Source organism: Streptomyces sp. BE20, assembly GCF_036322525.1.
Classification (GTDB): Bacteria; Actinomycetota; Actinomycetes; order Streptomycetales; family Streptomycetaceae; genus Kitasatospora.
Genome location: NZ_JAQYWW010001178.1, coordinates 39,233 through 64,523, shown reverse-complemented (window position 1 = coordinate 64,523; position 25,291 = coordinate 39,233). Strand labels below are relative to the sequence as shown.

The window sequence follows — 25,291 nt, the reverse complement described above, 5'->3', positions numbered from 1 at the left end:
GAAGACGAAAGAACATGGCCAAGCGCATCGACGTCAGCGGACTGTCCGCCTTCTACGGCAGCACCAAGGCCATCGAGGACATCTCGATGAGCATCGAGCCCCGCTCGGTGACGGCCTTCATCGGCCCCTCGGGCTGCGGCAAGTCGACCTTCCTGCGGACCCTCAACCGGATGCACGAGGTGATCCCCAACGCCCGGGTCGAGGGCAAGGTCCTCCTCGACGACGAGAACCTGTACGGGTCGACCGTCGACCCGGTCGCCGTCCGCCGCGCGGTCGGCATGGTCTTCCAGCGCCCGAACCCGTTCCCGACCATGTCGATCTACGACAACGTGGTCGCCGGGATGAAGCTCGCGGGTGTTCGCAAGAAGTCCGTCCTCGACGGTGTCGTGGAGAAGTCCCTCAAGGGCGCCAACCTCTGGAACGAGGTCAAGGACCGCCTGAACAAGCCGGGTGCCGGCCTCTCCGGCGGTCAGCAGCAGCGCCTCTGCATCGCCCGCGCCATCGCGGTCGAGCCCCAGGTCCTGCTGATGGACGAGCCCTGCTCCGCCCTCGACCCGATCTCCACCCTCGCCATCGAGGACCTGATCGGCGAGCTGAAGGAGCAGTTCACCATCGTCATCGTGACGCACAACATGCAGCAGGCGGCCCGCGTCAGCGACCGCACCGCCTTCTTCAACCTGGCCGGCGTCGGCCAGCCTGGCAAGCTGATCGAGCTCGACGACACGCAGCGGATCTTCTCCAACCCGTCCGTGCAGGCGACCGAGGACTACATCTCGGGCCGCTTCGGCTAGACCGCAGTACCCCGTCACAGCCGGTCTCCGGCCTCCGGTCCCCGGTGGCCGGTCTCCGGTCTCCGGGCCGGCAACGCCCGGAGACGGTCGACGGACCAGAGCTGCTTCGCGGTGCTGCATGGCGGTGCCGCCGCGGAGCATGGAAAAGGGCCCGCCCCCGAGATGTGGGGGCGGGCCCTGTCACGTCCGCAGGGTTCGGGGCGCCGGCCCGTCAGCCCCAGAACAGGTGGACGAACCAGTACACCAGCGCCGCGACGAGGGCGGCCGCCGGCATCGTGATGAACCAGCCGAGGACGATGTTCTTGGCCACGCCCCAGCGCACCGCTCGGATCCGCTTGGTGGCCCCCGCACCCATGATCGCCGAGGTGATCACGTGGGTGGTGGAGATCGGCGCCTTGAAGACGAACGACGTGATGTACATGACGGTCGAGGCGGTGGCCTCGGCCGCGAAGCCCTGCGGCGGATCCAGCTCGATGATCTTCCGGCCGAGGGTCCGCATGATCCGCCAGCCGCCCGCGTAGGTGCCGAGCGAGAGCATGGTGGCGCAGGAGATCTTCACCCAGACCGGGATCGGGTCGCCCTCGGACTCGTGGCCCGAGATGGTGAGGGCCATGACCACGATGCCCATCGTCTTCTGGGCGTCCTGCAGGCCGTGCGCGAGGGCCATGGCGGCGGCCGACGCGGTCTGTGCGACCCGGAAGTTGCGCTTGGCCCGGTGCGGGTTGGCCCGCCGGAAGATCCAGAGGATCGCCAGCATCACCAGGAAGCCGCCGACCAGGCCGACCACCGGCGAGACGATCATCGGAATGATGATCTTGTCGATGACCCCGTTCCAGATCACCTCGGTACCGCCGGCCAGCGCCGCACCCACCATGCCGCCGAACAGCGCGTGCGAGGAGGAGGACGGCAGACCGAAGTACCAGGTGACGAGGTTCCAGGCGATCGCTCCGACCAGCGCGGCGAACAGGATCGCCATCCCCTGGTTGCCGGTCGGGGTCTCGATGATGCCCTGGGAGACGGTGTGCGCCACCCCGCTGCCCAGGAAGGCGCCCGCCAGGTTCATCACCGCGGCCATCGCGAGCGCGGCCCGGGGGGTGAGCGCCCGGGTGGAGACCGAGGTGGCGATCGCGTTCGCCGAGTCGTGGAAGCCGTTGGTGTAGGTGAAGAAGAACGCAACGCCGATGACGGCGATGAGTGCTGCGGTGTCCACGAGGGTCAGGACTCCTTGACCGCGATGGTCTCCACCGTGTTGGCGACGTGCTCGAAGGCGTCCGCGGCCTGTTCGAGGACGTCCACGACCTGCTTGAGCTTGAGCACCTCGATGGCGTCGTACTGGCCCGAGAACAGGTGGGCGAGCAGCTTGCGGTGGATCTGGTCGGCCTGGTTCTCCAGCCGGTTGACCTCGATCCAGTACTCGGTCAGGTTGGACATGCTGCGCAGGTTCGGCATCGCCTCGCAGGTGAGCTCGGCAGCCCTGGCCAGCACCTCGATCTGCTGCTCGATGCCCTTGGGGAGGGTCTGGATGTCATAGAGGACGACCAGGTCGACGGCCTCCTCCATGAAGTCCATGATGTCGTCCAGCGACGAGGCGAGGTTGTAGATGTCCTCGCGGTCGAAGGGCGTGATGAAGGACGAGTTCAGCTGGTGGAAGACCGCATGGGTGGTGTCGTCTCCGGCGTGCTCGGCGGCGCGCATGCGCTCGACGATCTCCGCGCGGGCCGACACGTCTGATCCCAGCAGTTCCAGCAGGAGCTTCGAACCGACGACCAGGTTCTCCGCGGCAGCGGTGAACATGTCGTAGAAGCTCGTCTCCTTCGGGGTCAGGCTAAAACGCACGGAAATCTCCGATGTGCGGGGTAGGGGACTGAACGATGCTAGGTGCAACCAAGCGCAATTGCGCAAACGGGGTGGTCGAAGAGGAGGTGGAACTTCCCCTTCCGTTCGGCTGCCGCAGCCGTGGGCCCGGCCTGCATCCCAGGTGTGGGCGTGAGCCCCCAGTCTGACGGAACCTCGCCCGGATCGCCCCTGCCGTGCGCCGGGAAGACCGGGGTGTTCCCCGGACGGGGGAACCGCGCCCGCCCCCGGGCGCGCGCCCCGTCCGCGCCCCGCCCCCGCCGCGAACCGCTCCTCCGTACCGGCCGACCGGTACGGAGGAACACCACGACCGGCCCCGGTGTTGGACACTGGATGCCGACGCAGCCACCCAGGCACTCAGACGAAGGCGGGCCGATGACCACCACGCAAGCGCGCACCGAGCCGGAGCCGGCGCCGGCGGCCGGGGCGGAAGCGCATGGCGAGCAGACCGCGCCGGACGCGACAACGTCGGCCGCCGTCACCTCCGTCGCCACCGATCCTGCCGGCGCCGCGGCCACCGCCGACGCCGTCGGACACCACGGAGCCCACGGGGGGCCGCACGGGTACACCGCCCGGAAGGACGCCCACCTCAAGCGGCTGCGCCGGATCGAGGGCCAGATCCGCGGCCTGCAGCGCATGGTCGACGAGGACGTCTACTGCATCGACGTGCTCACCCAGGTCTCGGCCAGCACCAAGGCCCTCCAGTCCTTCGCGCTCTCGTTGCTGGAGGAGCACCTGCGGCACTGCGTCGCCGCTGCCGCCGAGGAGGGCGGCACCGAGCTGGACGCCAAGGTCGCCGAAGCCACCGCGGCCATCGCCCGCCTCCTGCGCAGCTGAACGCGCGGCCGGGGTACGCCCCGGCCGTCCGACCGACGGCCGCCCCGTTCCCCGCCGTCCTGCTTCGGGCTGTCCTGCTTCCGGCCGTCCTGGTCCCGGTGGGCCACTCCCGGTCGCTCCCGGCTCATGGTCCCCGGCCGGTCGCTCCCGGCCTCAGCCGTCGAGCTCCAGGCCGTTCCGCACGGGCCCGGTGACCGGACCGCCGTCGGGCCGGTCGAGCAGCACCTCGTCGATCCGTTCGGTCGGCAGACGGTCGCCGCTGCTGGCCGTGGCCGCGATCATCAGCTCCCCGGCCAGCTCGATCTCGTCGAGGGCCGCGTCGTCGTGGCCGCCGCTGCGGCTGCCCGTGGACGACATCACCTGCACCACCCCTTCAGCGCCTCGCCAGCCCGGGCGGCAGCCACCCGACGTCCAGCCTAGGCACTCCGGAGCCCGCCCACATGGCACGGACGGGCCATCTCGGAGCCGCCGAAACGGGTGGCCCGGCAGGTATCCCGGGCCCACCCGGTCCGACGGTGTCCCCTTTCGCCCCGCTCCCGGCCCCCGCGCCGGGTCCCTCCTCCGGCCTCCTTCTCCGCGCCGCGCCGCCCGGCCGCCGGGCTGTGGGCCGGGACGCGGCCGGGCCACCAGGCCCTACTTCGGGCTCTCGGTGGGCTTCATCGCGTAGATGTCGGAGGCCGGCGGCTCCGCGGCCTCCACCGGCTTGCCGAAGTCCGTCAGCGAGGTGGTCGAGACCACCTTCACCTGGTCCTTCGCCTCCTTCGAGCCGGCCACCCCGGCGAAGGTGAAGACCTCGACCACCTTGTGGAGCCGGCCCTGCTCGTCCAGCCAGGCGTCGTACGGGACCTCCTTGACCGTGAAGGTCTGCGCCGCCATCCGCAGCCCGTCCCCGCCCCGTCCGCCGGTGGCGTCCGCCGCCTTGGTGAGGTCCAGGGTGCCGCGGTAGTGCTTCAGGGCCGCCCCGCCGACCGTCTCGGTGCCGACCAGTTCCGCCTTCTGGGCGCCGCGCAGCGCGCCCGCCGCGGAGGCCGGGTCGGTCGCGCCGCCGCTGACCAGGTTCCCGTCCGGGAGCTGGCGGACGTCGAGCTTGACCCACTTGCCCTCGGGCACCTTGGCGCCGCTGTTCTGCAGGTAGACGGTGCCCGGCAGGAGCACCTCGACGATCTTGCCGGTGGTCGCCGCGCCCGGCGGCACCTGAACCTCCAGCCGGCCGATCCGCTTCACGTAGTCGTAGCCGCCGGTGCCGGTGAAGACGGCCTTCTTGTCGGCGGACTCGGTCACCAGCTCGGTGGCCGCGTGCGCGGAGCCGGTCCGGCCCGTGATGTCGGCGGCGTTGCGGACCGCCGTCAGCGGGTCGGCGGCGAGCCGGTCCGGGCTGCTGCTCGCCTGCTGGTCGGCGGAAGCGTCGCCGGCGCCGTCCGAGCAGCCGCTCAGTCCGGTCAGGACGGCGGCGAGCAACGCGGCCCCCGCCGCCGGCCGCAGCCGCGGCCCGGACCGGCCGGTCCGCCGGCCACTGCGCTGTTGGTCGGTCATCTTCATCCTCGCGACAACCCCCTCGGGCCCGACTGCCCCGCCGGCCACCAGTGGATGGGCAGAGCTCTTTCCGGGCAAACGAGTTGACGTGAGAAGGGTTACGCGGGAACCGGCGCGCGCCGGATGTCGCACGCCGGAGCACCGGATACCTCCCGGGCGTCGCGGTCTGGGGCTCTGGAGCGTTACGGTGAAGCACGTGCACAGTGAGCTGCCGGCCAAACCCGGCACCACCCGGATGCCCGAGCACCGTGTCGCGATCAGCGAACACGGTTCCTTCTGCTTCGCGACCTGCGTCTGCGGCTGGTTCTCCCCGGCCCGCCGCTCGCGCGACCTCACCCGGCGGGAGGCCGCCGACCACCTCGCCGCCAACGGCGAGGAGGGCGGATAGGCCGGAGGGGGCCGGGCCCCTCCGCGGTCCGCCCGAGGACGCTCCGGGGGCGCTGCGGTGCGCGGGGGAGGGCCCGGGGCGGCTCAGGCCGCCAGATCGGACTCCGGCGGCTGTTCGTCGGCCCGGACGGAGCCCTGCGGGCCGCCGCCGCGCCGGCGCCCGCCCGATCGCCGGCCACCGCCCTGCGGGGCGCGGATCAGCGGGGCGAGAGCGGTCCGGCCGACCGCATGGCAGAACGGGACGAGCACGGCCATCGCGATCGGCGCCAGCAGCAGGACCACCGCCGTCGCGAGCGCGAAGCCGCCGATCACGTCGGTGGGGTAGTGGACGCCCATGTACATCCGGCAGAAGCCCTGCAGCAGGGCCAGGCCGCCGGCGATCCAGCCGAGCCGCCGGTTCACGAGGAAGAGCGCCACCGCGATGCCCATCGACATCGTGGAGTGGTCGCTGACGAAGGAGTACGTGCCCTCCTTGCCCTCCACCAGCACGTCCAGGCCGGCATGGTCGACGAAGGGCCGCGGGCGGTCCACGATGGCCGAGATCGGCAGGTTGGCCACCTCGGCGATGGCGACCGCGAGCGGGGCCCAGAGCAGCCCGGCGACGGCCACCGGGGCGTCCGGACGGCGTCTGGCCCGGAGCCAGCCGGTCAGACCGAGCAGGGCGAGGCCGAGCAGGATGCCGTACTCACCGATCCAGGACACCGCGTGGTCCAGCCAGGCCGGGGAACGCCTGGCCAGGCCGTTGACGGCGTAGAGCAGGCCGAGGTCGGGGTTGGTCGTGTCGGCAAGCGGCGTCGACACGCCGCACCTCCTTCTGGTCCGCAGCACCTGATCGTTCCGGCCGTGGTCCGCGCAGCGCCGCCCAGGTCAGGTGGGCTGACGCGGGACCATCCGACACAACGTCATAACCGGTGCACAGCGTTCCACGGAAACGCGCGGTTATGGAAACTTGACTCAGCGTCCACAGTGCACTCACACCGCGCGGGCGGGCGGGGTCAGCTCTTTGCGGGCCTTTGACCTGCACCTGCCGTGACGGGGCCGGTGGCGATCGGGGTCCTGGCCGCCGCCGGAGCGGGGGTCCCGGCCGGGTTCGGGGCGGGGGTCGTCGGGTCCGGGGCGGGCGCGGCCGGGGCCGCCGGGTCGCCGGGACGGCTCGGGGCGATCACCGCGCCCTCCGCGTCGCGCATCGGCAGCGCCTGGGCGGCGTCCGACGCGACGCGGGTGGCCCCGATGTACTCGCGGGTGTCGATCTTGTCGTAGCGGATCACCGCGTTCGTGTGCGGCGCGTTGATCATGTAGCCCCCGCCCACGTAGATGCCGACGTGGTGGATGCTGCGCGGATCGCCGAGGTCGGTCGCCCAGAACACCAGGTCCCCCGGGCGCAACTGGTCGCGGGAGGGGTGCGGCCCGGCGTACCACTGGTCGTTGGCGACCCGGGGGAGCTTGATCCCCACGCTGGCGTACGCGGCCTGGGTCAGCCCCGAGCAGTCGAACCGCCCGTTCTGCGAGGGCAGCCCCTCACCGCCCCACTGGTAGGGGGTGCCGAGCTTGGTCTGCGCGAAGTAGATCGCGGCCGCCGACTGCGAGGAGACCTCCACCGGTGCGACCGGTGCGGCGAAGCTTCCGGCTGTCGCCAGGATGTTCCGCACGTAGCCCTGGGTCTCCTTGTACGGCGGAACGCCCTGGTACTTCGTCACCGCGCCCGGACCGGCGTTGTAGGCGGCCAGCATGTTGGACTGGCGGTCACCCGGGACCTTCGCGACGTAGGCGGCCAGCGCACAGTCGAAGGTGGCCGCCGAGGCGATCGCGTCCAGCGGGTCCCAGGGGTCCTTCCGGCCGTCGTTGTTACCGTCCGTTCCGTAGGCCGACCAGGTGTCAGGCATGAACTGTGCCAATCCCTGCGCCCCCACGTAGGAACGGGCCCGTGGGTTGAAACCGCTTTCCTGGTAGAGCTGTGCCGCGAGCAACGGCGGTGAGAGGTCGGGGCAGAGCTGTCCCCACTGTTGGATCGGCCCCTGGTACGCCGCCGGAACGGTTCCCGGGGAGAGGCCGGCGCGATTGCCCGACTGTTGTGGTGTCCCACTCGCCGCAAACGTCCCGACGGTCACCAGACCGACGAAGCCGATCAGGACAACTCCCGCAGCGGCGGCGGCCGTACCGGCCTTCCGGAGTACCATCAGCACCATCCCGACGAATCGTCAGTCGAAGTGTCCCGGAAGGCGTTGCTCACCGCAATCATCAGAGATACAAAGAGTGAGCGCTATCCTTCGTACGGTGGACATCCTCGCGTACGTGTCCGATGCCTCACGACCAATCTGCGAGAAGTAGCCAAGTCGACATCAGATCTGGCCAAGAATAGGTACTGACCCTTCGCGCGGGCGGGGTCTGGGCCCTTGAATTTGCCTGATCGGGCGGTGAGATGGAAATGGACCTGAGCAGCGTGAACAGCATCGCGATCGGCCACTTGGCCGAGGACCCTCCCAAGAAGCCGAATATCGACACCATCATCGGTGGGATCGCCCCGGACTGGGGGCCGTTCGCGAGCCTCGGGTCCGAGGCCCGGGTGATGGTCCAGGTCGTCATGGCCGTCGCGATCCTCGCCTGCCTCGGCCTCGCCGTCTGGGGTGCGGCCAAACAGCGGATCGGCGCCACCGCGATGCGTGACAGCTTCGGCGCCGAACAGGGCAAGGGACTGATCATCGCCGGGCTGACCGGCGTGTTCATCATTGGATCACTCGGCACTCTGTTCACCATTGTGTACGGCATGGCCATCTGACGATCGGACAGATCGGGCGGTGACGGTGCGGGGAGACGGGGAACCGCCCGTCGCCGGGCCGACCGACCACCCGGCACGGTCGACCGTCCGACCGGGCGGCCGTCCGGTCGACCGGGATCCGCCGGAGTCCCCCGGGAATCCCGCCCCCACCACCCCTCCCTCCGCGCCCGCCCCCGGGCGGAGGGGCCCCCGGAGCCGCCCCGGCTCCCCGCACCAGGAGGGCCGCCGTGCCGTTGTCCGACGACCAGCCGCACACTCGCACGCGGCTGCCGGTCGGTGAACAGCCCTCCTCCCTGGCGGCCGCCCGTCAACCCAGGCCGCTACGCACGCTGCTGACGGTCCTGGTGGTCGTCACGCTCCTGGTGGTCGCGATCTCCATCGCCAACCGGGGCAAACCCGACCCGTCCGGCACCCCCGCGGGCGGCTCCGCCGACCGGGCCACCTCGACCGCCACCACCGGCGCGGGCCCCGCGCCCAGCGGCGACCAGCCCGTCGCCACCACCGCCAACGGCATCGCCGCAGGCTTCCCGCGCACCGACCAGGGCGCCCAGTCGGCCGCGGCCAACTACGCGGTGGCCATCGGCTCCGCCGACATGTTCCGCACCGACAGCCGCCACACCATCGTCGCCACCATCGCCGACCCCACCGCCACCCCGACCCTCCAGGCCCGCCTGGACCAGGGGTTCGGCGGTGACACCGTGACCCGCTACGGACTGGACGCCCAGGGCCGCGCACCCAAGGGGCTCACCTTCGTCAGCCGTACCGTACCGGTCGGTACCAAGTCGGTCGGCTACAGCGACACGGAGACCAAGGTCGAGGTCTGGTGCACCGGCCTCACCGGCCTGGCCGGCGAACGATCCGTCCTGCCGGTCGTGGCGAACTGGTTCACGCTCACTTTCACCCTCCGCTGGACGGGCAGCGACTGGAAGCTCACGGACTACGCCAGCCGGCAGGGCCCCGCCCCCATGCCCGGCGACCAGCAGGCCGCCACCGCCGAGGAGATCACCGGCGCCGTCCAGCAGTTCGGGGGTTTCCGCTATGCCCGTTGACCACAGCACCACCCGGTTCCTGCCTCGCACCGGAGGAGTGCTCGGAGCTCTGGTGGTCCTGCAGACCGCTGCTCTTCTTCTGGCAGCCCATGCATTCGCAGAACCCAGCCCAAGCGCCACTCCAACCCCTAGCCCTACGGCGTCGCCGAGCGGTAGCGATTGCGACGTGCTTCCCCTGCCGGGAAGCGGTGTCTACTGCGCCTCCAAGCCAGGCGGTGGCTCCGTCCCCGGGAGTGGGACGGTGGGGAGTGTGACGGATCCGCTGGGGTCGTTGGCGAAGGGGTGTGCGCAGGCGGCGGCGTGGGTGGTGCGGAAGCTGTCGGGGGCGATCGACGGGACGACGGAGGTGGATTTCACCAACGCGTCGTTCCTGCAGCAGTACGCGGTGGTGTTCGCCGCGTCGACGATCATCACGTTGGTGCTGTGGCTGCTGGCGGTGACCAAGCGGGCGGTGCGTGGGGCGCCGCTGGCGACGGCGGTGTCGGAGGCGATCGGGTTCCTCTGGCTGACGGTGGTGGCCTCGGCGTTCACGCCGCTGATCCTGTACACCGTGGTGAGTGCGACCGACGGGTTGACCAAGGCGGTCGCGGTGGGGACGAAGTCGGACACCGGGACGTACCTGGGCGGGTTCGCGGACACCCTGGAGAAGGGTGACATGGGCGGCGGGCCGCTGATCCTGATCATCGTCTCGCTGGTGGCCGTGCTGGCGGCGGCGGTGCTCTGGATCGAGCTGCTGATCCGGGCGGCGATGCTGTACGTGGGCGCGCTGCTGGGGACGGCGGTGTACGCGGGCCTGGTGGACAAGCAGCTGTGGAAGCACGTGCGCCGCTGGGCGGGGCTGATGGTGGCGGTGGACCTGGCGAAGCCGATCATCGTGATCATCCTCGGGCTGGCCGGTGCGGTGGCGGCCGGGGCGGGTGCGGACGACGACTTCGCCCGGGTGCTGTCGGGCCTGGCGATCCTCTTCCTGTCGATCTTCGCGAGCGCCGCCGTGTACCGGTTCGTACCGGGCTTCGGGGACGAGATGGTGAACATGCGCCAGGCCCGGGCCAGTGCGGTGTCGGCCGGGTCGGCGATGATCAACGGGACCGCGAACCTGATGAAGCAGGGCATCACCACCCACGGCGACCGCGGCGGGCAGCCTGGCGGCGGGGGCGGGGGTGCCGGCGGCGGTTCGGTCGCACCGGGCATCGCCGCCCACGCGTCGCGGACGCCCGCGCCACCGCAACAGGCCGGGCCGCCGGCCCAGGCCTCGGGTCCGTTCCGCGACAGCAATCCAGCGAAGGGAGGGTGACGGGTAAGTGAGCAGCGAACCGCTCGGCCAGTACGGGGCCCAGTACGCCCAGTCGTACGTGCACCAGCGTCGTACCTATCTGATCGGCAAGGCCCGCCCCAACGCGCCGATCGGCCGGAACAGGGAGTCCGGCGAGATCGTGCTGATCATCTTCGGCGCCTTCCTCGGCATGGTCTGGGGCCTGATGATGCCGATCCTGCCGCTGCGGATCGGGGGCCTGGTCGGCCTGCCCCTGCTGGCGATCGCGGCGGTGTACGTGCCGTACCGGCGCCGGACGTTCTACAAGTGGGTGGAGATCAACCGCACCTACCGCCGGACGGTCCGCAGCGGGCGGGGTGTGTGGAAGTCGGACGCGATGGACGCCGGGACGCGGCTGGACGGCCGCGAGGTGGAGATCGGCCCGCCGCCGGGAGTCGGACGGCTGCGCTGGCTGGCGGCGCCGTTCGGGCCGGACGAGGTCGGGGTGCTGATGCACCTGGAGCGGCGCACGGTGACGGCGGCGATCGAGATCGAGGGCCCGGGCGTCGGCCTGCGGGACTCGGAGGACCAGGAGGCGCTGGTCGACCGGTTCGGGACGCTGCTGAAGCACGTCGCCAACGGGGACGGATTCGTGACCCGGCTGCAGATCCTCGCCCGGACGCTGCCGGCCGACCCGGACGCGCACGCCAAGGACGTGGAGCGGCGCGGGGACCCGGACTCGCCGCGCTGGCTGATGGAGTCGTACGACCAGTTGCAGTCGATGGTGTCGACCTCCTCCGAGCAGCACCGGGCGTACCTGGTGGCCTGCATGCATTACACCCGTGACCTGGCGGCCGAGGCGCACGCGATGGGCCGGACCGCGAACGGGCGGCGGACCCGGGACGACGAGGGGCTGGCGGCGGTGATGGCCCGCGAGCTGACCGACATCTGTGCGCGGCTGGCGGAGGCGGACATCCGGGTGCGGCAGCCGCTGGGCCAGGCGCGGCTCTCCTCGCTGCTGCACTCGATGTACGACCCGGACCACCCGATCGACCACATCCAGGCGATGTCGAAGCGGAACGCCTGGCCGGCCGAGCTGGACGCCACGCACCAGCAGTACCTGCAGGCGAAGACCCGCGAGTCGGTGACCCGGGAGCCCTGGTGCCACGCGACGGCGTGGGTCAAGGAGTGGCCGCTGACCCCGGTGGGCGTCAACTTCCTGGCGCCGCTGCTGGTGCACACCCCGGACGTGATCCGGACGGTCGCGGTGACGATGGACCTGGAGCCCACCGACGTCGCGATCGAGCGGATGCTCACCGAGAAGACCAACGACGAGGCGGAGGCCAGCCGCGCCGCCAAGATGAACCGCACGGTCGACCCGCGCGACCTCGCCCACACGGGCCGGGTGGACCAGCGCGGCGACGACCTCGCGTCCGGTGCGGCCGGGGTGAACCTGGTCGGCTACATCACGGTCTCCTCGCGCAATCCGGAGGCGCTGGCCCGGGACAAGCGGACCATCCGCGCCTCGGCCGGCAAGAGCTACCTCAAGCTGGAGTGGTGCGACCGCGAGCACCACCGCGCGTTCGTCAACACCCTGCCGTTCGCCACCGGCATCCGCCGCTGATCCACCTGGAGGCCCCGCATGGCGATCGGTAACCTCACCGACGCGTTCACCAGCCTGATGTACGGCAAGGTGGAGACCACGCGCCTGCCCGTGCGCACCTCCACCGGGCAGGCGCAGGCGGTCTACCTGCCGACCGCCGCGCCCGGACTCGGCGACTCGGGCGTGATCATCGGGCGCGAGGTGTACAGCGGCAAGGGGTACGTCTACGACCCGTTCCAGCTGTACGGGCAGCAGCTGCCGGCGCCGCACTGGCTGGTGCTCGGCGAGTCCGGGAACGGCAAGTCGGCGCTGGAGAAGACCTACGTGCTGCGCCAGCTGCGCTTCCGGGACCGGCAGGTGGTGGTGCTGGACGCGCAGGGCGAGGACGGGGTCGGCGAGTGGAACCTGATCGCCAACGCGCTCGGCATAAAGTCGATCCGGCTGGACCCGATGGCGGCCCGGGACGGCGGGGTGAAGCTCAACCCGCTGGACCCGGCGATCACCCAGACCGGGCAGCTGTCGCTGCTGCGCACCATCGTCGAGGTGGCGATGGGGCGGGGTCTGGAGGAGCGGGCCGGCTTCGCGCTGAAGGCCGCGCACGCGCACGTGGCGGCCAACGTCCTGGACCGGCAGCCGGTGCTGGACGACATCATCGACACCCTGCGCAATCCGGCACTGGCCTCGGTGGAGTCGCTGGGCGTGGCGGTGGACGAGGTGCAGTCGTGGGGTCTGGACGTGGCGCTGGTGCTGGACCGGCTGGTCGACGGTGACCTGAGGGGCATGTTCGACGGGTCGACCACCGACGGCATCGACCTGGACGCGCCGCTGATCGTCTTCGACCTCTCGCACATCGACCGGAACTCGATCGCGATGCCGATCCTGATGGCGATCGTCGGGGTCTGGCTGGAGCACACCTGGATCAGGCCGGACCGGAAGAAGCGGATCTTCCTGGTCGAGGAGGCCTGGCACATCATCAACAGTCCGTTCGTGGCCCAACTGTTCCAGCGGCTGCTGAAGTTCGGCCGCCGGTTGGGCCTGTCGTTCGTCGCCGTGGTCCACCACCTGTCGGACGTGGTGGACGGCGCGGCGGCCAAGGAGGCTTCGGCGATCCTGAAGATGGCCTCGACCCGGACGATCTACATGCAGAAGGCGGAGGAGGCGCGGGCCACCGGCCGGGTGCTGGGTCTGCCGCGCTGGGCGGTGGAGATCATCCCCACACTTTCGCCGGGCATCGCGGTCTGGGACGTCAACGGGAACGTCCAGGTGGTGAAGCACATCATCACCGAGGCCGAGCGGCCACTGGTCTACACCGACCGCGCGATGACCGAGGACGCCGTCGCCGAACGGGTGCGTGCAGAGCGCCAGTTGGCGTCCGAACCGGGCGTCTGAGCCCGGTTCGCCGGCGGCCCCGACGGGCGCCCGGCCGCGCTCCCCGCGAGCGGCGGCCGGGGTGCGCCGGGGGCGTGCCGGCGGGGAAAGTCCGGCGACGATTCGTCAGTAGGTAACCCTGTCGTTACGTCCAGGGTCCTGACAGCTACGCGCGTTGACTCTAGGCTGCACTCGCGCAACGACACTCAGCGCCCCTACGGACCCGTCCACAGCCGGGCGCTCTCTCTCAGGTGCAGGGGACCCCTTCATGCTCTCCGTCAGATCCCGACGTGCGGCGCTGGCCGTCATCGCCGCCGCCGGCCTGGTGGGCACGGTGGCCGTGCCCACCGCGGCCCAGGCCGCGGACGCCAAGCGTCCCAAGACCGTCAACCTCCAGTTGCTGGCCATCAACGACCTGCACGGCAACCTGGAGGCCCCGGCCGGCTCGTCCGGCACCATCCGCGAGATCGACCCGGCCACCGGCCAGCCCGTCAACACCCCGGCCGGCGGCGTCGAGTACCTGGCCACCGCGCTGCGCGACGCGCGCATACCGGCCGACGACTCGATCACCGTCGCCGCCGGCGACCTGGTCGGCGCCTCCCCGCTGACCTCGGCGCTCTTCCACGACGAGCCCACCATCGAGGCGCTGGACAAGCTCGGCCTGGACGTCACCTCGGTCGGCAACCACGAGTTCGACGAGGGCGCCGCCGAGCTGCGCCGCCTCCAGGACGGCGGCTGCCACCCGGTCGACGGCTGCTACGAGGAGGGGCGCAAGTTCAAGGGCGCCAACTTCAACTACCTGTCGGCCAACGTCACCGACGAGAAGACCGGCAAGCCGCTGCTGGCCCCGTACTGGGTGACCAAGTCGCAGGGCGTGAAGGTCGGCTTCATCGGCGTCACCCTGGAGGGCACGCCGAACATCGTCACCGCCGAGGGCGTCAAGGGCCTGAAGTTCGGCAACGAGGTCGCCACGATCAACAAGTACGCCGCGGAGCTGAAGGCCAAGGCCGTCAACTCGATCGTCGCGCTGATCCACGAGGGCGGCCTCCCGGCCAGCAGCACGTACAACTACGACTGCGGCCCGGCCGGTCAGGGCATCTCCGGCCCGATCGTCGACATCGCCAAGAACATCGACCCGGCGGTCGGCGCCATCGTCACCGGTCACACCCACAACGCGTACGCCTGCACCATCCCGGACCCGCAGGGTGTGCCGCGTTCGGTGACCAGCGCGGCCTCCTTCGGCCGGCTCTACACCGAGATCGACCTGAAGCTCGACAAGACCACCGGCACGATCGTCCGTCCGTCGGTCAAGGCCGAGAACCACATCGTGCGCCGCACGGTCGCGAAGGCCCCGGACATGACGGAGCTGATCGCGCACTACTCCAAGCTGGCCGCGCCGATCGCCAACCGCCCGATCGGTTACATCGCCTCGGACATCAACGGCCGCGGCAACAGCGACCCGGAGAAGCCGCTCGGTGACGTGATCGCCGATGCCCAGCTGGCCGGTCTCGCGCCCGCCGACAAGGGCGGCGCGCAGATCGCCTTCATGAACCCGGGCGGTATCCGCTCCGACCTGGTCTTCAAGGCCAGTGGCGCCGAGGGCGACGGGGTGGTGACCTACGGCGAGGCGTTCACCGTCCAGCCGTTCACCAACATGATGCAGGTCAAGACGCTGACCGGCGCCCAGCTGATCCAGCTGCTCCAGCAGCAGGTGAGCGGTCCCAACGAGGCCTCGCCGAAGATCCTGCAGTCCTCCAAGGGCCTCACCTACACCCTGGACATGCGCAACAAGGGTGCCGAGCGGCTCGTCGTCGACTCGGTCCGGCTGAACGGCGCGCCGATCGACCCGGCCGCCAAGTACCGGGCCGCGGCCAACGAGTTCCTGGCCGGCGGCGGCGACGGCTTCCCGGCCTTCGCGGCCGGCACCGACAAGCTCGTCGGCGCCTCCGACCTGGACGTCTTCGCCGCATACCTCGGTGCCAACAGCTCGGCCGCCGCGCCGCTGCAGGCGCCGGCGCAGGACCGCATCAAGGTCATCGGCCCGGGCAGCAGCATCGGCTGACCGTGAGCCGGTCGGGGCGGGGCGCCGTCGGGGCGCCCCGCCCCTCTGTGTTTTCCGGGCCTGTTGCCCGACGCCCGCCGCCTGTCGCGCGCGTCTTCCGGGGCGGCACCCCGGCCTCAGGCCCGGGTCGGCCCGCCGGGCATCCGGACGGTGGCGAGCGTGCCCGGGCCGCCGTCCGGGGCCGGGCCGAGCGACACCTCGCCGCCGGCCTCCCGGACGCTCTGCGCCACGATCGACAGCCCCAGCCCGGAGCCCGGGAGCTGGCGCGAGGACGGCGAGCGCCAGAACCGGTCGAAGACGTAGGGCAGTTCGTCCGGCGGGATGCCGGGACCGTGGTCGCGGACGGTCAGCACGCCCTGCTGGAGGCGGACGTCGACGGCTCCGCCGGGCGGGCTGTACTTGACCGCGTTGTCCAGCAGATTGATCACGGCACGTTCGAGGGCCGCGGCGTCGGCGTGCACGAACCAGGGCGCGACGTCGGTCTCGAAGACCAGCCCGGGGCCGCGCAACCTGGCGCGGGCGACGGCGCGTTCGGCGATCTCGTGCAGCGCGACCACGGCGAGGTTCCCGCCGGGCTTGGGGGAGTCCGGACGGGACAGCTGGAGCAGGTCGCCGATCAGGGCGGTGAGTTCCTGCATCTGGGCCTTCATGTTGCCCAGCAGCTTGGTCTTCGTGGCGGGCGGCAGCGGGCGGCCGGTGTCGTCGCTGCGGATGAGCAGGTCGACGTTGGTGCGCAGCGAGGTGAGCGGGGTGCGGAGCTCGTGCCCGGCGTCGGCGATCAGACGGGTCTGCCGCTCGCGGGAGTTGGCCAGCGCGGTGCTCATCGAGTTGAAGGAGGTGGAGAGCCGGGCGATCTCGTCCTCCCCGTGCACCGGGATGGTGGTGCCGACCTCCTCGGTGCGGGCGATGTGCTCCACGGCGTCGCTGAGCCGGTCGACCGGCTTGAGCGCGGAGCGGGCCACGAGCCGGCCGGCGAGTCCGGCCAGGATGACGCCGCCGACGGCCACTCCGCCGAGGACGACGGCGAGTTGGCGGAGATCGCGCTCGATCCCGTCGACGGGGGCGGCGGTGAGGTAGGCGTAGCGGTCCCCGGTCGACGGGTCGGCGAGCAGGTTGACGCGGACCATGGCCGGGGTCCCGTCGAGGTAGCGGCCGTCCCGGTAGACGAATTCCTTGGACAGGGTGCCGACGAGGTCGCCGGCCTTGACCTCGACCGCCTTCGGCACCGAACCGGAGGTGAGGCAGACGGTGCCGTTCTTCCCGTAGAGCTCGGTCGTGAACTGGCCGGCTCCCCGGGGCGGGTTGTTGCCGACGAGGTGGGTCGAGAGCCTGTCGCGGATCTTCGCCGCGGCCTCCGCCTTGGCCTGGGCGTCCGGGGGCGACGCGGCGCAGTACCCGAGCCAGCTGCGCTGGAGCGTCGGGTCGGGCGGTTCCGGCGGGGGTACGTCCATGGCGCGGGAGAGGTTCTCCCTGACCTGGCCGTAGAGCTTCTGCTCCACGATGAACCAGCAGGCCAGTGCCGAGGCGGCGATGGCCACCGCGACCGCCGCCGCTGTCAGGAAGGTGAGGCGGCTGCGCAGTGAGCGGGCCCGGTACCAGGTGTGGAGGTGTTGCCGGGTACGGTGCGGGACGCGCGGCGGGGCGAGGGGGGGTGGTGGGACGGCGGGGGTCACGTGAGCGTGCCGGCGGCCGGGCGGAGCGCGTATCCGACTCCGCGGACGGTCTGGACGAGCCGGGGCAGGCCGCCCTGCTCGGTCTTGCGGCGCAGGTACATCACGTACACGTCCAGCGAGTTGGAGGAGGGCTCGAAGTCGAAGCCCCAGACCGCCTTGAGGATCTGTTCGCGGGTGAGCACCTGCCGGGGGTGGGCGAGGAACATCTCCAGCAGCATGAACTCGGTGCGGGTCAGTTCGACCGGCCGGCCGGCCCGGGTGACCTCGCGGGTAGCGGTGTTCATCCGGAGGTCGGCGAAGGCCAGGACGTCGCCCTCCTCCTCGACCGCGGCGGCCCGGGCGGCGGCCTCGCCGGCGAGGGCGTTGCGGCGGAGCAGCGCGCGGACCCGGGCGAGGAGTTCGTCCAGTTCGAAGGGCTTGGCGAGGTAGTCGTCGGCGCCGACGTCGAGGCCGGTGACCCGGTCGCCGACGGCGTCCCGGGCGGTGAGCATCAGCACCGGGACGGTGTCGCCGCGCGAGCGCATCCGGCGGACGGCGGTGAGGCCGTCCATCCGGGGCATCATGATGTCGAGCAGGACGAGGTCCGGCCGGTCGCGTTCGACGGACTCCAGCGCCTCGTACCCGTCGGTGGCGGTGGAGACCTCGTAGCCCTCGAAGGCGAGGCTGCTCTCCAGTGCGTCCCGGAGGGCGGGTTCGTCGTCGACCACGAGGAGCCGGGCGGCGGGCTGCTGCCCGGGCTCGGCGGAGGTGCGGTCGTCAACGGACGGGGTCATGGGCGGTTGCCCTTTCTCTGGGCCTGAGGGCGCGGTGGTCGCAGGGCCGTGCTCGGAGGACCTGCTCGGAGGACCTGCTCGGGTCAATTGTCGGGCGTCGTCAGACGTTCTGGCCGGACTGCAGCTTGGGCAGCACCTGCTTGATGTCGTCGATCGGGATGGCGAAGCCGAGACCGACGCTGCCGGCGCCGCTGCCGCCGGCCGTGGCGCCGGCGCCGCTGGGCGAGTACATGGCCGAGTTGATGCCGATGACCTGCCCGCCCGCGTTGATCAGGGGGCCGCCGGAGTTGCCGGGGTTGAGGGCGGCGTCGGTCTGGAAGGCCCGGTAGGTGGTGGTGTCGCCGCCGGTGGGCCGGTCGGTGCCGCGCAGTCCGGGCAGGTCGGGGAAGCCGAACCCGCCGTTGCCGCTGGTGGTGCCCTCGTCGAGCTGGACGGTGACCTCGCGGTGCTGGGCGCTGATGATGCCGGAGGTGACGGTGCCGGTGAGGCCCTCGGGGTTGCCGATGGCGACGACCGGGTCGCCGACCGAGACGGCGGAGGAGTCGCCGAGGACGGCCGGGGTGAGCTTCTTGGCGCCGCTCGCGGTGATCACGGCGGCGTCGAGGCTCTTGTCGGTGCCGGTGAGGGTGGCGCGGGCGGTGGAGCCGTCGTGGAAGGCGACGGTGATCTGCCCGCCGGCGGCCGCGGCGGCGACCACGTGGTAGTTGGTGAGGATCTGGCCGCCTGCGGTGAGCACGACGCCGGTGCCGGTGGCGGTGCCGTTGGTGCCCTGGACGCTGATCTGGACGACGCTGGGCGAGACGGCCGCGGCGATGGCGGCGACGTCGGCGCCGCCGTCGGAGCGGGCGGCGACCGGGCTGGCGACGGTGCCGGTGCGGCTGCCGGAGCCGTGCTCCTGGGCGGCGACCACGCCGCCGGTGACCCCGCCGAGCACGGCGGCGACCGCGGCGACGGCGGTGACCAGGGTGAGCCTGCCGCGCAGCAGGCCGCGGCGGGCCCGGCCGCCGTGGGAGGCCGGGGCGCCGTCGCCGTGCCCGGACGGCACCGGCGGCACCGGCGGGACCGGCGGTACGGGAGGGCCTGCGGGCGGGGGAGGGGGCGGAGTGCCGACCGACGGGCTGCCCGCGGCCGGGTACCCGGGGTCCTGGTGGGTGCTGCTGCCGAGCACGGTGCCCGGGATGACCTGCGGATCCCCCTGGCCGTACGGCAGCCCGTCGCCGTACGGGTCCTGCCGTCCGTACGCGGTCCCGTACGGGCCGTCGTCCTGCGTGCCGCCGCGGTACTGCTCGTGATCGCTCATGCCGACCAACGTCCGCCCGCCGGATGAGAATCCGGTGAGAGTGCGCTCAGAACGCCCCGAGAAGCCTGTTGACTTCTCATAAAGCCTGGTCAGGCTAGTTCGCGGGGCCGGTCGGCGAGCAGCCGCAGGAACGCCGGACGACCAGGCGCGACGGGAACTTGCGGACCCGTTCGGTGTCCGAGCCGGGCACCATCAGCGAGTCGTCCAGCACCAGGTCGACCGCGGCCCGGGCCATCGCGTCCCGGTCGGAGGCGACGGTGGTCAGCGGCGGGTCGGCCAGCGCGGCCTCCGGCACGTCGTCGAAGCCGGCCACCGCGAGGTCCTCGGGCACCCGCAGGCCGAGTTCGCGGGCGGCGCGCAGCACGCCGATCGCCTGGTCGTCGGTGGAGCAGAAGATCGCCGGCGGGCGGTCCGGGCTGCCCAGCAGGCCGAGCGCGACGTCGTAGGCGCCGTACCGGTGGAACGGCGCGTCGATCAGACGCGACTCGGTGGGCAGGCCGTGCGCGTCCATGGCGCGCTGCCAGCCCTCGACGTGGTCGATGACCGGGTCGCCGGGGGCGGGGGACTCCACCGGGCCGCCGAAGCAGGCCACGTACGAGTGTCCGTGCACCTCCAGGAGGTGGCGGACGACGGCCTCGGCGCCGCCCACGTCGTCGGTGACCACCGCGACGTCGTCGATGGCCTCGGGCCGGCGGTGCAGCAGGACGACCTTCGCGCCCTCCATCGCGGCGAACTCCTCGGCGGCCCGCTGGGACGGCCCCTGGCTGACCAGGATCAGGCCGGAGACCCGCATACCGAGGAAGGCCCGGACGTAGTGGACCTCTCGGTCGTCGACGTAGTCCGAGTTGCCGATCAGCACCAGCTTGCCGCGTTCGGAGGCGGCGCGTTCGACGGCGTGCGCCATCTCGGCGAAGAACGGCTGACGGGCGTCCGGGACGACCATGCCGATCAGGTTGGTGCGGCGGGAGGCCATCGCCTGGGCGACGCTGTTCGGCCGGTAGCCGAGCTGCTCGATCGCCGCGAGGACCTTCTCCCGGGTGGCGGGCGCGACCGGTCGCGGCCCGTTGTTGATGACGTAGCTGACGACCGCGGTCGAGGTACCAGCCAGTCGGGCTACATCGTCGCGCGTCACTTTGGCCACGGGGGGAGTCTACGCGTGTGGCGTGCCGCGGGGCAGAGGGGACCGCGGCTACCGGGCGGTACCCGGAGGACAGCGCGGGGCGAATGCGGACAGGCCGGGCGGGTGTTCCCGCCCGGCCTGCCGGTCAGGCCTCCAACGGAGCCGAGGAGCGCAGCGAAGCGGTCTCGGGCCGCTCCCCCTTGTCCGGCTTCTCGGGGACGACGAAGCGGTAGCCGACGTTGCGCACGGTGCCGATCAGCCCTTCGTGTTCCACGCCGAGCTTGGCGCGCAGCCGCCGGACGTGCACGTCGACCGTCCGGGTGCCGCCGAAGTAGTCGTAGCCCCAGACCTCCTGCAGCAGCTGCGCCCGGGTGAAGACCCGGCCGGGGTGCTGGGCGAGGTACTTGATCAGCTCGAACTCCTTGAAGGTGAGGTCGAGCACCCTGCCCTTGAGCTTGGCGGAGTAGGTGGCCTCGTCGACCGACAGGTCGCCGTTGCGGATCTCCATCGGGCTGTCGTCGGTGACCACCTGGAGGCGGCCCATGGCCAGGCGCAGCCGGGCCTCGACCTCGGCGGGGCCGGCGGTGTCGAGCAGGACGTCGTCGATGCCCCACTCGGCGGTGACCGCGGCCAGGCCGCCCTCGGTGACCACCAGGATCAGCGGGCAGCCGATGCCGGTGGAGCGGAGCAGCTGGCAGAGGCTGCGGATCTGCGGCAGGTCCCGCCGGCCGTCGACCAGGATGACGTCTGCACTGGGGGTGTCGACCAGGGCGGACCCTTCGGCCGGAGCCACCCGGACGTTGTGCAGCAGCAGGCCGAGGGCGGGCAGTACCTCCGCGGAGGGCTGCAGCGCGTTGGTGAGGAGGAGCAGAGAACTCATACCCGGTAGTCCCCTTTCCGGGTCGTCGCGGTCGCGTTACGGCTGCCGCCACAGCCGGATGGCGCACGTTCGGGGAGGTGCCGAGCGCAGCGCGTCCCGCGAGGGGCGGCGGCGGTCGGCGGGAGGGTGGGGGAAGCGGCGGACACCGGTGGGGAGCCGGAGCAGTCGACGGCGCGCACGGCGGAACGGGGCGCGCGTCGAGGGTCCCGCAACCCGCGATGCACCGTTTCTGCCTTGCTCATCCGTGAACCTTCCGGTCCTGTCCGGTTCCGGGTGGCGGCCCGGAGCCGGGGTTCCGACACCCCGGCCTGACCCCGGCACGTCGTTGTGCCGCTGGTGGCGGGGCGGTCCCTGCGGCACGCCGGGGGTGGGCCGACGATTCGCACGGACATCCGTACTGGCGTCCTGAAAGCACAAAAGGATCCGGGGGCGACTCTGCCCGGACCCTCAGGGGTCGAGGATAGCCGACGGGTCCCCGCCCGGGGGAGGGCTCGAAACCGGCGGTTCGGCCTTTTCGGGCGCGCCCCGGGTGAGCCTGGCCACAGCTTCGCTCGGCCGACGGCAGGCGCCGGGCCAGGGCGGTTGCCGGTGGTGCGGGCGAACAGGCCATCATGGGACGCACATCGGCGGCACCGTGCGCGTACCCCTTTCGGGTGGGGCGCGGGCGCTCCGGTGGTGGACCCGGCCGGGGTACCGGGCCCGGGCGAGGACGACGAGAAGGGGTTGCCATGGGCGCGACCACCGGGCATCACGACCCGGCCGGCGCCACGCGGGTGAGCGGGACGATCCGCTACTGGGCGGCGGCGAAGTCGGAGGCCGGGCTGGCCGAGGAGCCGTACCGGGCGGCGACCCTGGCCGAGGCGCTGGCGGCCGTCCGGCAGCAGCACGCGGACCGGCCGAAGCTCGTCGGGCTGCTCGGACACTGCTCCTACCTGGTGGACGGTTCGCCGGTGGGCGGCCGTGACCACGCGGCCGTGGCCCTCACCGAGGGCGGCACGGTCGAGGTACTCCCCCCGTTCGCGGGCGGGTGAGGGCGTGACCGAGCCGAACAACCCCACCCCGGACAGCAGGCCGCAGCGGCAGTATCCGTACGGACCGCCGCAGCCGCAGCCGCAGCCGCAGTACCCGCAGGGGCCGCCGCAGCAGCAGGCGCCGCCGCAGCAACCGCCCTATCCGTACGCCCCGCAGCAGGCGTACGCGCCGGATCCGTATGCGCAGCAGGGGCTTGCGGCTCAGCCGTACGCCCCCGATGCAGGGCATGCGCCGTACGGTGGCCATCCCGGTCAGCAGCCCCCCGCACCGTCCTACGGCCAGCAGCCGTCCGCGCCGCAGCCGTACGGCGAGCAGCCGTCCGCGCCGCAGCCGTACGGCGAGCAGCCCCGGATCGGCCACGGTGGCGGGCAGACTCCGTACGGCCGGCCGCCGTACGGTGCCGGGCCGGGTGCGGCGGACGACGCCGCGACCGCCCTGCTTCCGCCGGTGCCCCCGTTGGAGGACCCGGCGGCCACCACACTCCTGCCGCCGGTCCCGGCATCGGATACGACGCCCAGGACGCAGGCGCACGCCCAGGCACAGGCCCAGGCCCAGGCACACGCCCAGGCCCAGGCCCAGGCTGAAGCCCAGGCCCAGCCCTTCGACTCGCCGACCATGACGCTGAAGCGTCCGCCGGCCCCCACCCCGACCGATCCGGCCACCGCCCGGGCCGCTCGCGCGGCGCGTGCGGCACGGGCGGGACGGCAGGCTCCGCCCGCACGGCAGGCGCCGCCCGCCGCGTACGCGGCCCCGGCCGCGCCCGTTCCGGGGCTGCCGGCGCAGCCGTTCCCGGCCCCCGCGCCGTCGGCCGTCCCGGCCGGGTCCGCCCGGACCGGTTCGCCGATCATCGACCCGGGCCTCCTGCCGGCCGTGATCACCGCCGGTGCGGCCGCGCTGCTGGCCGCCGGTGCGGCCCTCGGCCAGGTGCCGCTGGCCCTGGTGGTGGCGCTGCTCCAGGTGCTGACGGCCGCCGGATGGTTCCGGCTGAACGGCATGTGGCCGGCCCGCCAGGGCATCGCGCTGGCGGCGCTGTCCGGTCTGGTCGCCGACGTGGCGGTGCTGCTGGCCGACGCGGACGGCGGCACGGGGGCGGTGGTCGGGACCCTCGGCGGATTCTTCCTGCTGGTCCTGGTGCTGCAGACGTTCCGGCCCGCCGATCCGAAGGAGCGGTTCTACGCGCTCACCGTGCTCGGCTCGGCCACGGTGGTGACGGTGCTCTGCACCGCGCTGCTGCTGGCCGACTGGGTGCCGGCGGCGGTCGGAGGCGTCGCCCTGGCGACCCTGCTGGCAGCGGCGCCGCTGCCCGGCCCGAAGCTGCTGGGCCCCGTGCTCGGCCTGCTGGCGGCGGTGGGCCTCGGCCTGGCCGTGGGCGCGCCGCCCGCGCTGGGTGCGGCGGCCGGGATCGGTGCCCTGGTCGGGCGCCGGGTGGCCGGGTACGACTTCCCGTCCCGGTTCGTGCACATGACGGCGGGGGTGGCGCTTCCGCTCGCGGTGGCGGCGCCGCTGGTCTGGATCGCCACCGAACTGCTCGCCGGCTGACCCGGCCGGTCCGGCCGCCCGCCCCACCACGGGCCGGTGGCCGGGCCCGGCGCGCGCCGTACGGCGTCCCGTTCCCGGAACCATGCCCCGGGGCGGGACGTCGTACGGTCGTGCGAGGGCGGCCGCCCCTGAGCGGTCGGATCCGACTTCGAACGACAGCGACCGGCGACGACGGGGGAGAGCGATGCGCGGCTGGCTGAAGGTGACGATCGGCCTGGTGGTGCTCTCGGGAGCACTGGTGGGCGCGGACCGGGTCGCCGTCGGGGTGGCCGAGGACGAGGCCGCCGAACAGATGCTGAAGAGCGGCCGGGTGAACCAGCGGCCGGACGTGTCGATCGGGGGCTTCCCGTTCCTCACCCAGGTCCTGTCGATGAAGCTGGACGACGTGCGGATCTCCTCGGACGGCCTGACCGTGGGCGACGGCAGCCACCAGGTGGCGCTGCACTCGTTCGAGGCGAAGCTGGCGGGCGTCAAGGTGAGCGACAGCATGAGCAGCGCCACCGTGGACACCGGGACGGGGAGCGGCCTGATCTCCTACGCGGACCTCTCCCAGCTCCTGCCGCCGGCCTCCCAGCTGGTGCCGAACGCGACCGGGCTCTCGCTGGGCGGCAACACCCGGCTGAGCCTCTCGTACGGCGGCCCGGGCAAGATCAAGGCCGCGTTCGGGCCGGTCCCGGTCGGCGAGGGCACGGTGCGCAACCAGGGCAACACGGTGACGGCGGAGGGTTTCCGGCTGACCGGGATGGCCGCGGTGCTGGCCGGTCTGACCAGCCAGAAGCTGGATCCGGTGAGCTTCACCCTCTCCTCGCTCCCGGCGGGGCTGAACCTGGCTGCGGTCACGCCGCAGGAGGACGGCCTCCGGCTCACCTTCGACGGCAAGGGCGTGAAGCTCATCGGCTGACCGGCACCGGCCCGGGCGGGTCCGCCCCGCCCGGTCGGTGGTCGTTCGCCGTCGTTCCGCTCCGCGAGACGCGCTGTCCAGCGCGGACCGCGGAGCGGTCGTGTTTCCGCCCCCTGACCGAGGGACGTACGGTGCCCGGCCGGTTCACGGCGCCCAAGAATCGACCAAATCCCAGTATGTGATCCATCTGGTCTCAACATTCGATACGCTGATGACAGCGGGCGTCGAGTGTCCCTAGCATCGTCGGCATGAAGCGACAGACGGATCTCACGAAGCGGCGGGCGGTAGACCTGTGCCGCGTGGCCGCCTGTCTGTGTCGAATGCGTTAACTCGGCATCTTGGCTGGGCAGTTGTCGCCCGCCGCCGATTCCTCCGGTGACCTGGACCGGCCTCCCGGGCCGAACGTCGCCGCCGTGCACCGCAGATCACCGCCCGGCCGTGCCGCCGGCCTTCTCCGTCCCATTATTCGGACGTGAATTCGGACCGGTCACCGTCGGACACCCCGCAGCACCCCTCTCCGGCTCACGGCCGGGGGACCCCAGAGCAGCACCACCTTCCGCC

At 72.2% G+C, this 25,291-nt stretch carries 24 protein-coding genes; 13 read left to right on the top strand and 11 right to left on the bottom strand.

The features are described from left to right. Positions 1-14: 14 nt before the first annotated feature. Positions 15-791, top strand: a complete 777-nt coding sequence (pstB, locus tag PUR61_RS37270; protein WP_329884014.1) for a phosphate ABC transporter ATP-binding protein PstB — start codon at positions 15-17, stop codon at positions 789-791. Between the two features lie 211 nt (positions 792-1,002). Here pstB and PUR61_RS37265 read toward each other — a convergent pair whose 3' ends face one another. Continuing rightward, positions 1,003-2,001, bottom strand: coding sequence for an inorganic phosphate transporter (locus PUR61_RS37265; RefSeq protein WP_329884013.1), 999 nt, complete (start codon positions 1,999-2,001; stop codon positions 1,003-1,005). A gap of 5 nt (positions 2,002-2,006) precedes the next feature. Then, positions 2,007-2,627 (bottom strand): DUF47 domain-containing protein, encoded by a 621-nt coding sequence (locus tag PUR61_RS37260; RefSeq protein ID WP_329884012.1) that lies wholly within the window; start codon positions 2,625-2,627, stop codon positions 2,007-2,009. A gap of 393 nt (positions 2,628-3,020) precedes the next feature. Here PUR61_RS37260 and PUR61_RS37255 point away from each other — a divergent pair, with 393 nt between their 5' ends. After that, positions 3,021-3,482 carry a metal-sensitive transcriptional regulator gene (locus PUR61_RS37255; RefSeq protein ID WP_329884011.1) on the top strand — a complete coding sequence of 154 codons (462 nt, stop codon included), beginning with the start codon at positions 3,021-3,023 and terminating at the stop codon, positions 3,480-3,482. Positions 3,483-3,635: 153 nt separating this feature from the next. On the opposite strand, the gene PUR61_RS37250 is transcribed toward PUR61_RS37255, so the two are convergent. Both PUR61_RS37250 and PUR61_RS37245 read right to left on the bottom strand, forming a co-directional pair. Next, the gene (locus PUR61_RS37250; protein ID WP_329884026.1) at positions 3,636-3,839 is read right to left on the bottom strand and encodes a hypothetical protein; all 204 of its coding nucleotides are present in this window, start codon (positions 3,837-3,839) and stop codon (positions 3,636-3,638) included. Between the two features lie 276 nt (positions 3,840-4,115). After that, positions 4,116-5,015, bottom strand: a complete 900-nt coding sequence (locus PUR61_RS37245) for a hypothetical protein (protein WP_329884009.1) — start codon at positions 5,013-5,015, stop codon at positions 4,116-4,118. 196 nt (positions 5,016-5,211) lie between these two features. Here PUR61_RS37245 and PUR61_RS37240 point away from each other — a divergent pair, with 196 nt between their 5' ends. Then, positions 5,212-5,403, top strand: coding sequence for a hypothetical protein (locus PUR61_RS37240; protein ID WP_329884008.1), 192 nt, complete (start codon positions 5,212-5,214; stop codon positions 5,401-5,403). Positions 5,404-5,486: 83 nt separating this feature from the next. On the opposite strand, the gene PUR61_RS37235 is transcribed toward PUR61_RS37240, so the two are convergent. Further along, on the bottom strand, positions 5,487-6,203 hold the full coding sequence (locus tag PUR61_RS37235; RefSeq protein ID WP_329884007.1) for a phosphatase PAP2 family protein: 717 nt from the start codon (positions 6,201-6,203) through the stop codon (positions 5,487-5,489). A 194-nt stretch (positions 6,204-6,397) separates the two neighbouring features. Then, entirely contained in the window at positions 6,398-7,579 is a 1,182-nt protein-coding gene (locus PUR61_RS37230) for a C40 family peptidase (protein ID WP_329884024.1), read from the bottom strand. Positions 7,580-7,827: 248 nt separating this feature from the next. Here PUR61_RS37230 and PUR61_RS37225 point away from each other — a divergent pair, with 248 nt between their 5' ends. From PUR61_RS37225 to PUR61_RS37200, 6 genes are all read left to right on the top strand, one after another. Further along, the gene (locus PUR61_RS37225) at positions 7,828-8,178 is read left to right on the top strand and encodes a hypothetical protein (RefSeq protein ID WP_329884006.1); all 351 of its coding nucleotides are present in this window, start codon (positions 7,828-7,830) and stop codon (positions 8,176-8,178) included. Between the two features lie 227 nt (positions 8,179-8,405). Further along, positions 8,406-9,227: a hypothetical protein gene (locus PUR61_RS37220; RefSeq protein ID WP_329884005.1), complete on the top strand. Its 822-nt coding sequence runs from the start codon at positions 8,406-8,408 to the stop codon at positions 9,225-9,227. Further along, positions 9,217-10,521, top strand: a complete 1,305-nt coding sequence (locus tag PUR61_RS37215) for a hypothetical protein (protein WP_443035305.1) — start codon at positions 9,217-9,219, stop codon at positions 10,519-10,521. The genes PUR61_RS37220 and PUR61_RS37215 overlap by 11 nt, the downstream gene beginning before the upstream one ends. Positions 10,522-10,528: 7 nt before the next feature. Next, positions 10,529-12,103, top strand: a complete 1,575-nt coding sequence (locus tag PUR61_RS37210; RefSeq protein WP_329884003.1) for an SCO6880 family protein — start codon at positions 10,529-10,531, stop codon at positions 12,101-12,103. A gap of 18 nt (positions 12,104-12,121) precedes the next feature. Continuing rightward, a complete protein-coding gene (locus PUR61_RS37205) occupies positions 12,122-13,471 on the top strand; it encodes an ATP-binding protein (protein ID WP_329884002.1) in 1,350 nt (449 codons plus the stop codon). A 247-nt stretch (positions 13,472-13,718) separates the two neighbouring features. Next, the gene (locus PUR61_RS37200; protein WP_329884001.1) at positions 13,719-15,512 is read left to right on the top strand and encodes a bifunctional metallophosphatase/5'-nucleotidase; all 1,794 of its coding nucleotides are present in this window, start codon (positions 13,719-13,721) and stop codon (positions 15,510-15,512) included. A 116-nt stretch (positions 15,513-15,628) separates the two neighbouring features. Here PUR61_RS37200 and PUR61_RS37195 read toward each other — a convergent pair whose 3' ends face one another. From PUR61_RS37195 to PUR61_RS37175, 5 genes are all read right to left on the bottom strand, one after another. Continuing rightward, the gene (locus tag PUR61_RS37195; RefSeq protein ID WP_443035304.1) at positions 15,629-17,185 is read right to left on the bottom strand and encodes a sensor histidine kinase; all 1,557 of its coding nucleotides are present in this window, start codon (positions 17,183-17,185) and stop codon (positions 15,629-15,631) included. Beyond that, on the bottom strand, positions 17,182-17,958 hold the full coding sequence (locus PUR61_RS37190) for a response regulator transcription factor (RefSeq protein WP_329884000.1): 777 nt from the start codon (positions 17,956-17,958) through the stop codon (positions 17,182-17,184). The genes PUR61_RS37195 and PUR61_RS37190 overlap by 4 nt, the downstream gene beginning before the upstream one ends. A 100-nt stretch (positions 17,959-18,058) precedes the next feature. After that, positions 18,059-19,258 (bottom strand): S1C family serine protease, encoded by a 1,200-nt coding sequence (locus PUR61_RS37185; RefSeq protein WP_329883998.1) that lies wholly within the window; start codon positions 19,256-19,258, stop codon positions 18,059-18,061. Between the two features lie 94 nt (positions 19,259-19,352). Beyond that, positions 19,353-20,399 carry a LacI family DNA-binding transcriptional regulator gene (locus PUR61_RS37180; RefSeq protein ID WP_329883996.1) on the bottom strand — a complete coding sequence of 349 codons (1,047 nt, stop codon included), beginning with the start codon at positions 20,397-20,399 and terminating at the stop codon, positions 19,353-19,355. A 124-nt stretch (positions 20,400-20,523) separates the two neighbouring features. Next, positions 20,524-21,258, bottom strand: a complete 735-nt coding sequence (locus tag PUR61_RS37175; RefSeq protein ID WP_329883994.1) for a response regulator transcription factor — start codon at positions 21,256-21,258, stop codon at positions 20,524-20,526. A gap of 728 nt (positions 21,259-21,986) precedes the next feature. On the opposite strand from PUR61_RS37175, the gene PUR61_RS37170 reads away from it, so the two are divergent. The 4 genes from PUR61_RS37170 to PUR61_RS45650 all read left to right on the top strand — a co-directional run bounded on the left by PUR61_RS37170 (position 21,987) and on the right by PUR61_RS45650 (position 25,059). Further along, on the top strand, positions 21,987-22,289 hold the full coding sequence (locus PUR61_RS37170; RefSeq protein ID WP_329883992.1) for a MoaD/ThiS family protein: 303 nt from the start codon (positions 21,987-21,989) through the stop codon (positions 22,287-22,289). A gap of 4 nt (positions 22,290-22,293) precedes the next feature. Then, positions 22,294-23,829 (top strand): hypothetical protein, encoded by a 1,536-nt coding sequence (locus PUR61_RS37165; protein WP_329883991.1) that lies wholly within the window; start codon positions 22,294-22,296, stop codon positions 23,827-23,829. Positions 23,830-24,013: 184 nt separating this feature from the next. Further along, complete coding sequence (locus PUR61_RS37160; protein ID WP_329883990.1) at positions 24,014-24,730, top strand: LmeA family phospholipid-binding protein; 717 nt, start codon at positions 24,014-24,016, stop codon at positions 24,728-24,730. Between the two features lie 248 nt (positions 24,731-24,978). After that, complete coding sequence (locus tag PUR61_RS45650) at positions 24,979-25,059, top strand: Ms5788A family Cys-rich leader peptide (RefSeq protein ID WP_350517234.1); 81 nt, start codon at positions 24,979-24,981, stop codon at positions 25,057-25,059. Positions 25,060-25,291 lie beyond the last annotated feature (232 nt).

Coding starts and splice junctions, on each gene's coding strand:
- PUR61_RS37205 (WP_329884002.1), top strand. CDS start 12,122: ATGGCGATCGGTAACCTCACCGACGCGTTCACCAGCCTGATGTACGGC.
- PUR61_RS37200 (WP_329884001.1), top strand. CDS start 13,719: ATGCTCTCCGTCAGATCCCGACGTGCGGCGCTGGCCGTCATCGCCGCC.
- PUR61_RS45650 (WP_350517234.1), top strand. CDS start 24,979: ATGAAGCGACAGACGGATCTCACGAAGCGGCGGGCGGTAGACCTGTGC.
- PUR61_RS37250 (WP_329884026.1), bottom strand. CDS start 3,839: ATGTCGTCCACGGGCAGCCGCAGCGGCGGCCACGACGACGCGGCCCTC.
- PUR61_RS37245 (WP_329884009.1), bottom strand. CDS start 5,015: ATGACCGACCAACAGCGCAGTGGCCGGCGGACCGGCCGGTCCGGGCCG.
- PUR61_RS37185 (WP_329883998.1), bottom strand. CDS start 19,258: ATGAGCGATCACGAGCAGTACCGCGGCGGCACGCAGGACGACGGCCCG.
- PUR61_RS37170 (WP_329883992.1), top strand. CDS start 21,987: ATGGGCGCGACCACCGGGCATCACGACCCGGCCGGCGCCACGCGGGTG.
- PUR61_RS37215 (WP_443035305.1), top strand. CDS start 9,217: ATGCCCGTTGACCACAGCACCACCCGGTTCCTGCCTCGCACCGGAGGA.
- pstB (WP_329884014.1), top strand. CDS start 15: ATGGCCAAGCGCATCGACGTCAGCGGACTGTCCGCCTTCTACGGCAGC.
- PUR61_RS37230 (WP_329884024.1), bottom strand. CDS start 7,579: ATGGTACTCCGGAAGGCCGGTACGGCCGCCGCCGCTGCGGGAGTTGTC.
- PUR61_RS37160 (WP_329883990.1), top strand. CDS start 24,014: ATGCGCGGCTGGCTGAAGGTGACGATCGGCCTGGTGGTGCTCTCGGGA.
- PUR61_RS37190 (WP_329884000.1), bottom strand. CDS start 17,958: ATGACCCCGTCCGTTGACGACCGCACCTCCGCCGAGCCCGGGCAGCAG.
- PUR61_RS37175 (WP_329883994.1), bottom strand. CDS start 21,258: ATGAGTTCTCTGCTCCTCCTCACCAACGCGCTGCAGCCCTCCGCGGAG.
- PUR61_RS37225 (WP_329884006.1), top strand. CDS start 7,828: ATGGACCTGAGCAGCGTGAACAGCATCGCGATCGGCCACTTGGCCGAG.
- PUR61_RS37255 (WP_329884011.1), top strand. CDS start 3,021: ATGACCACCACGCAAGCGCGCACCGAGCCGGAGCCGGCGCCGGCGGCC.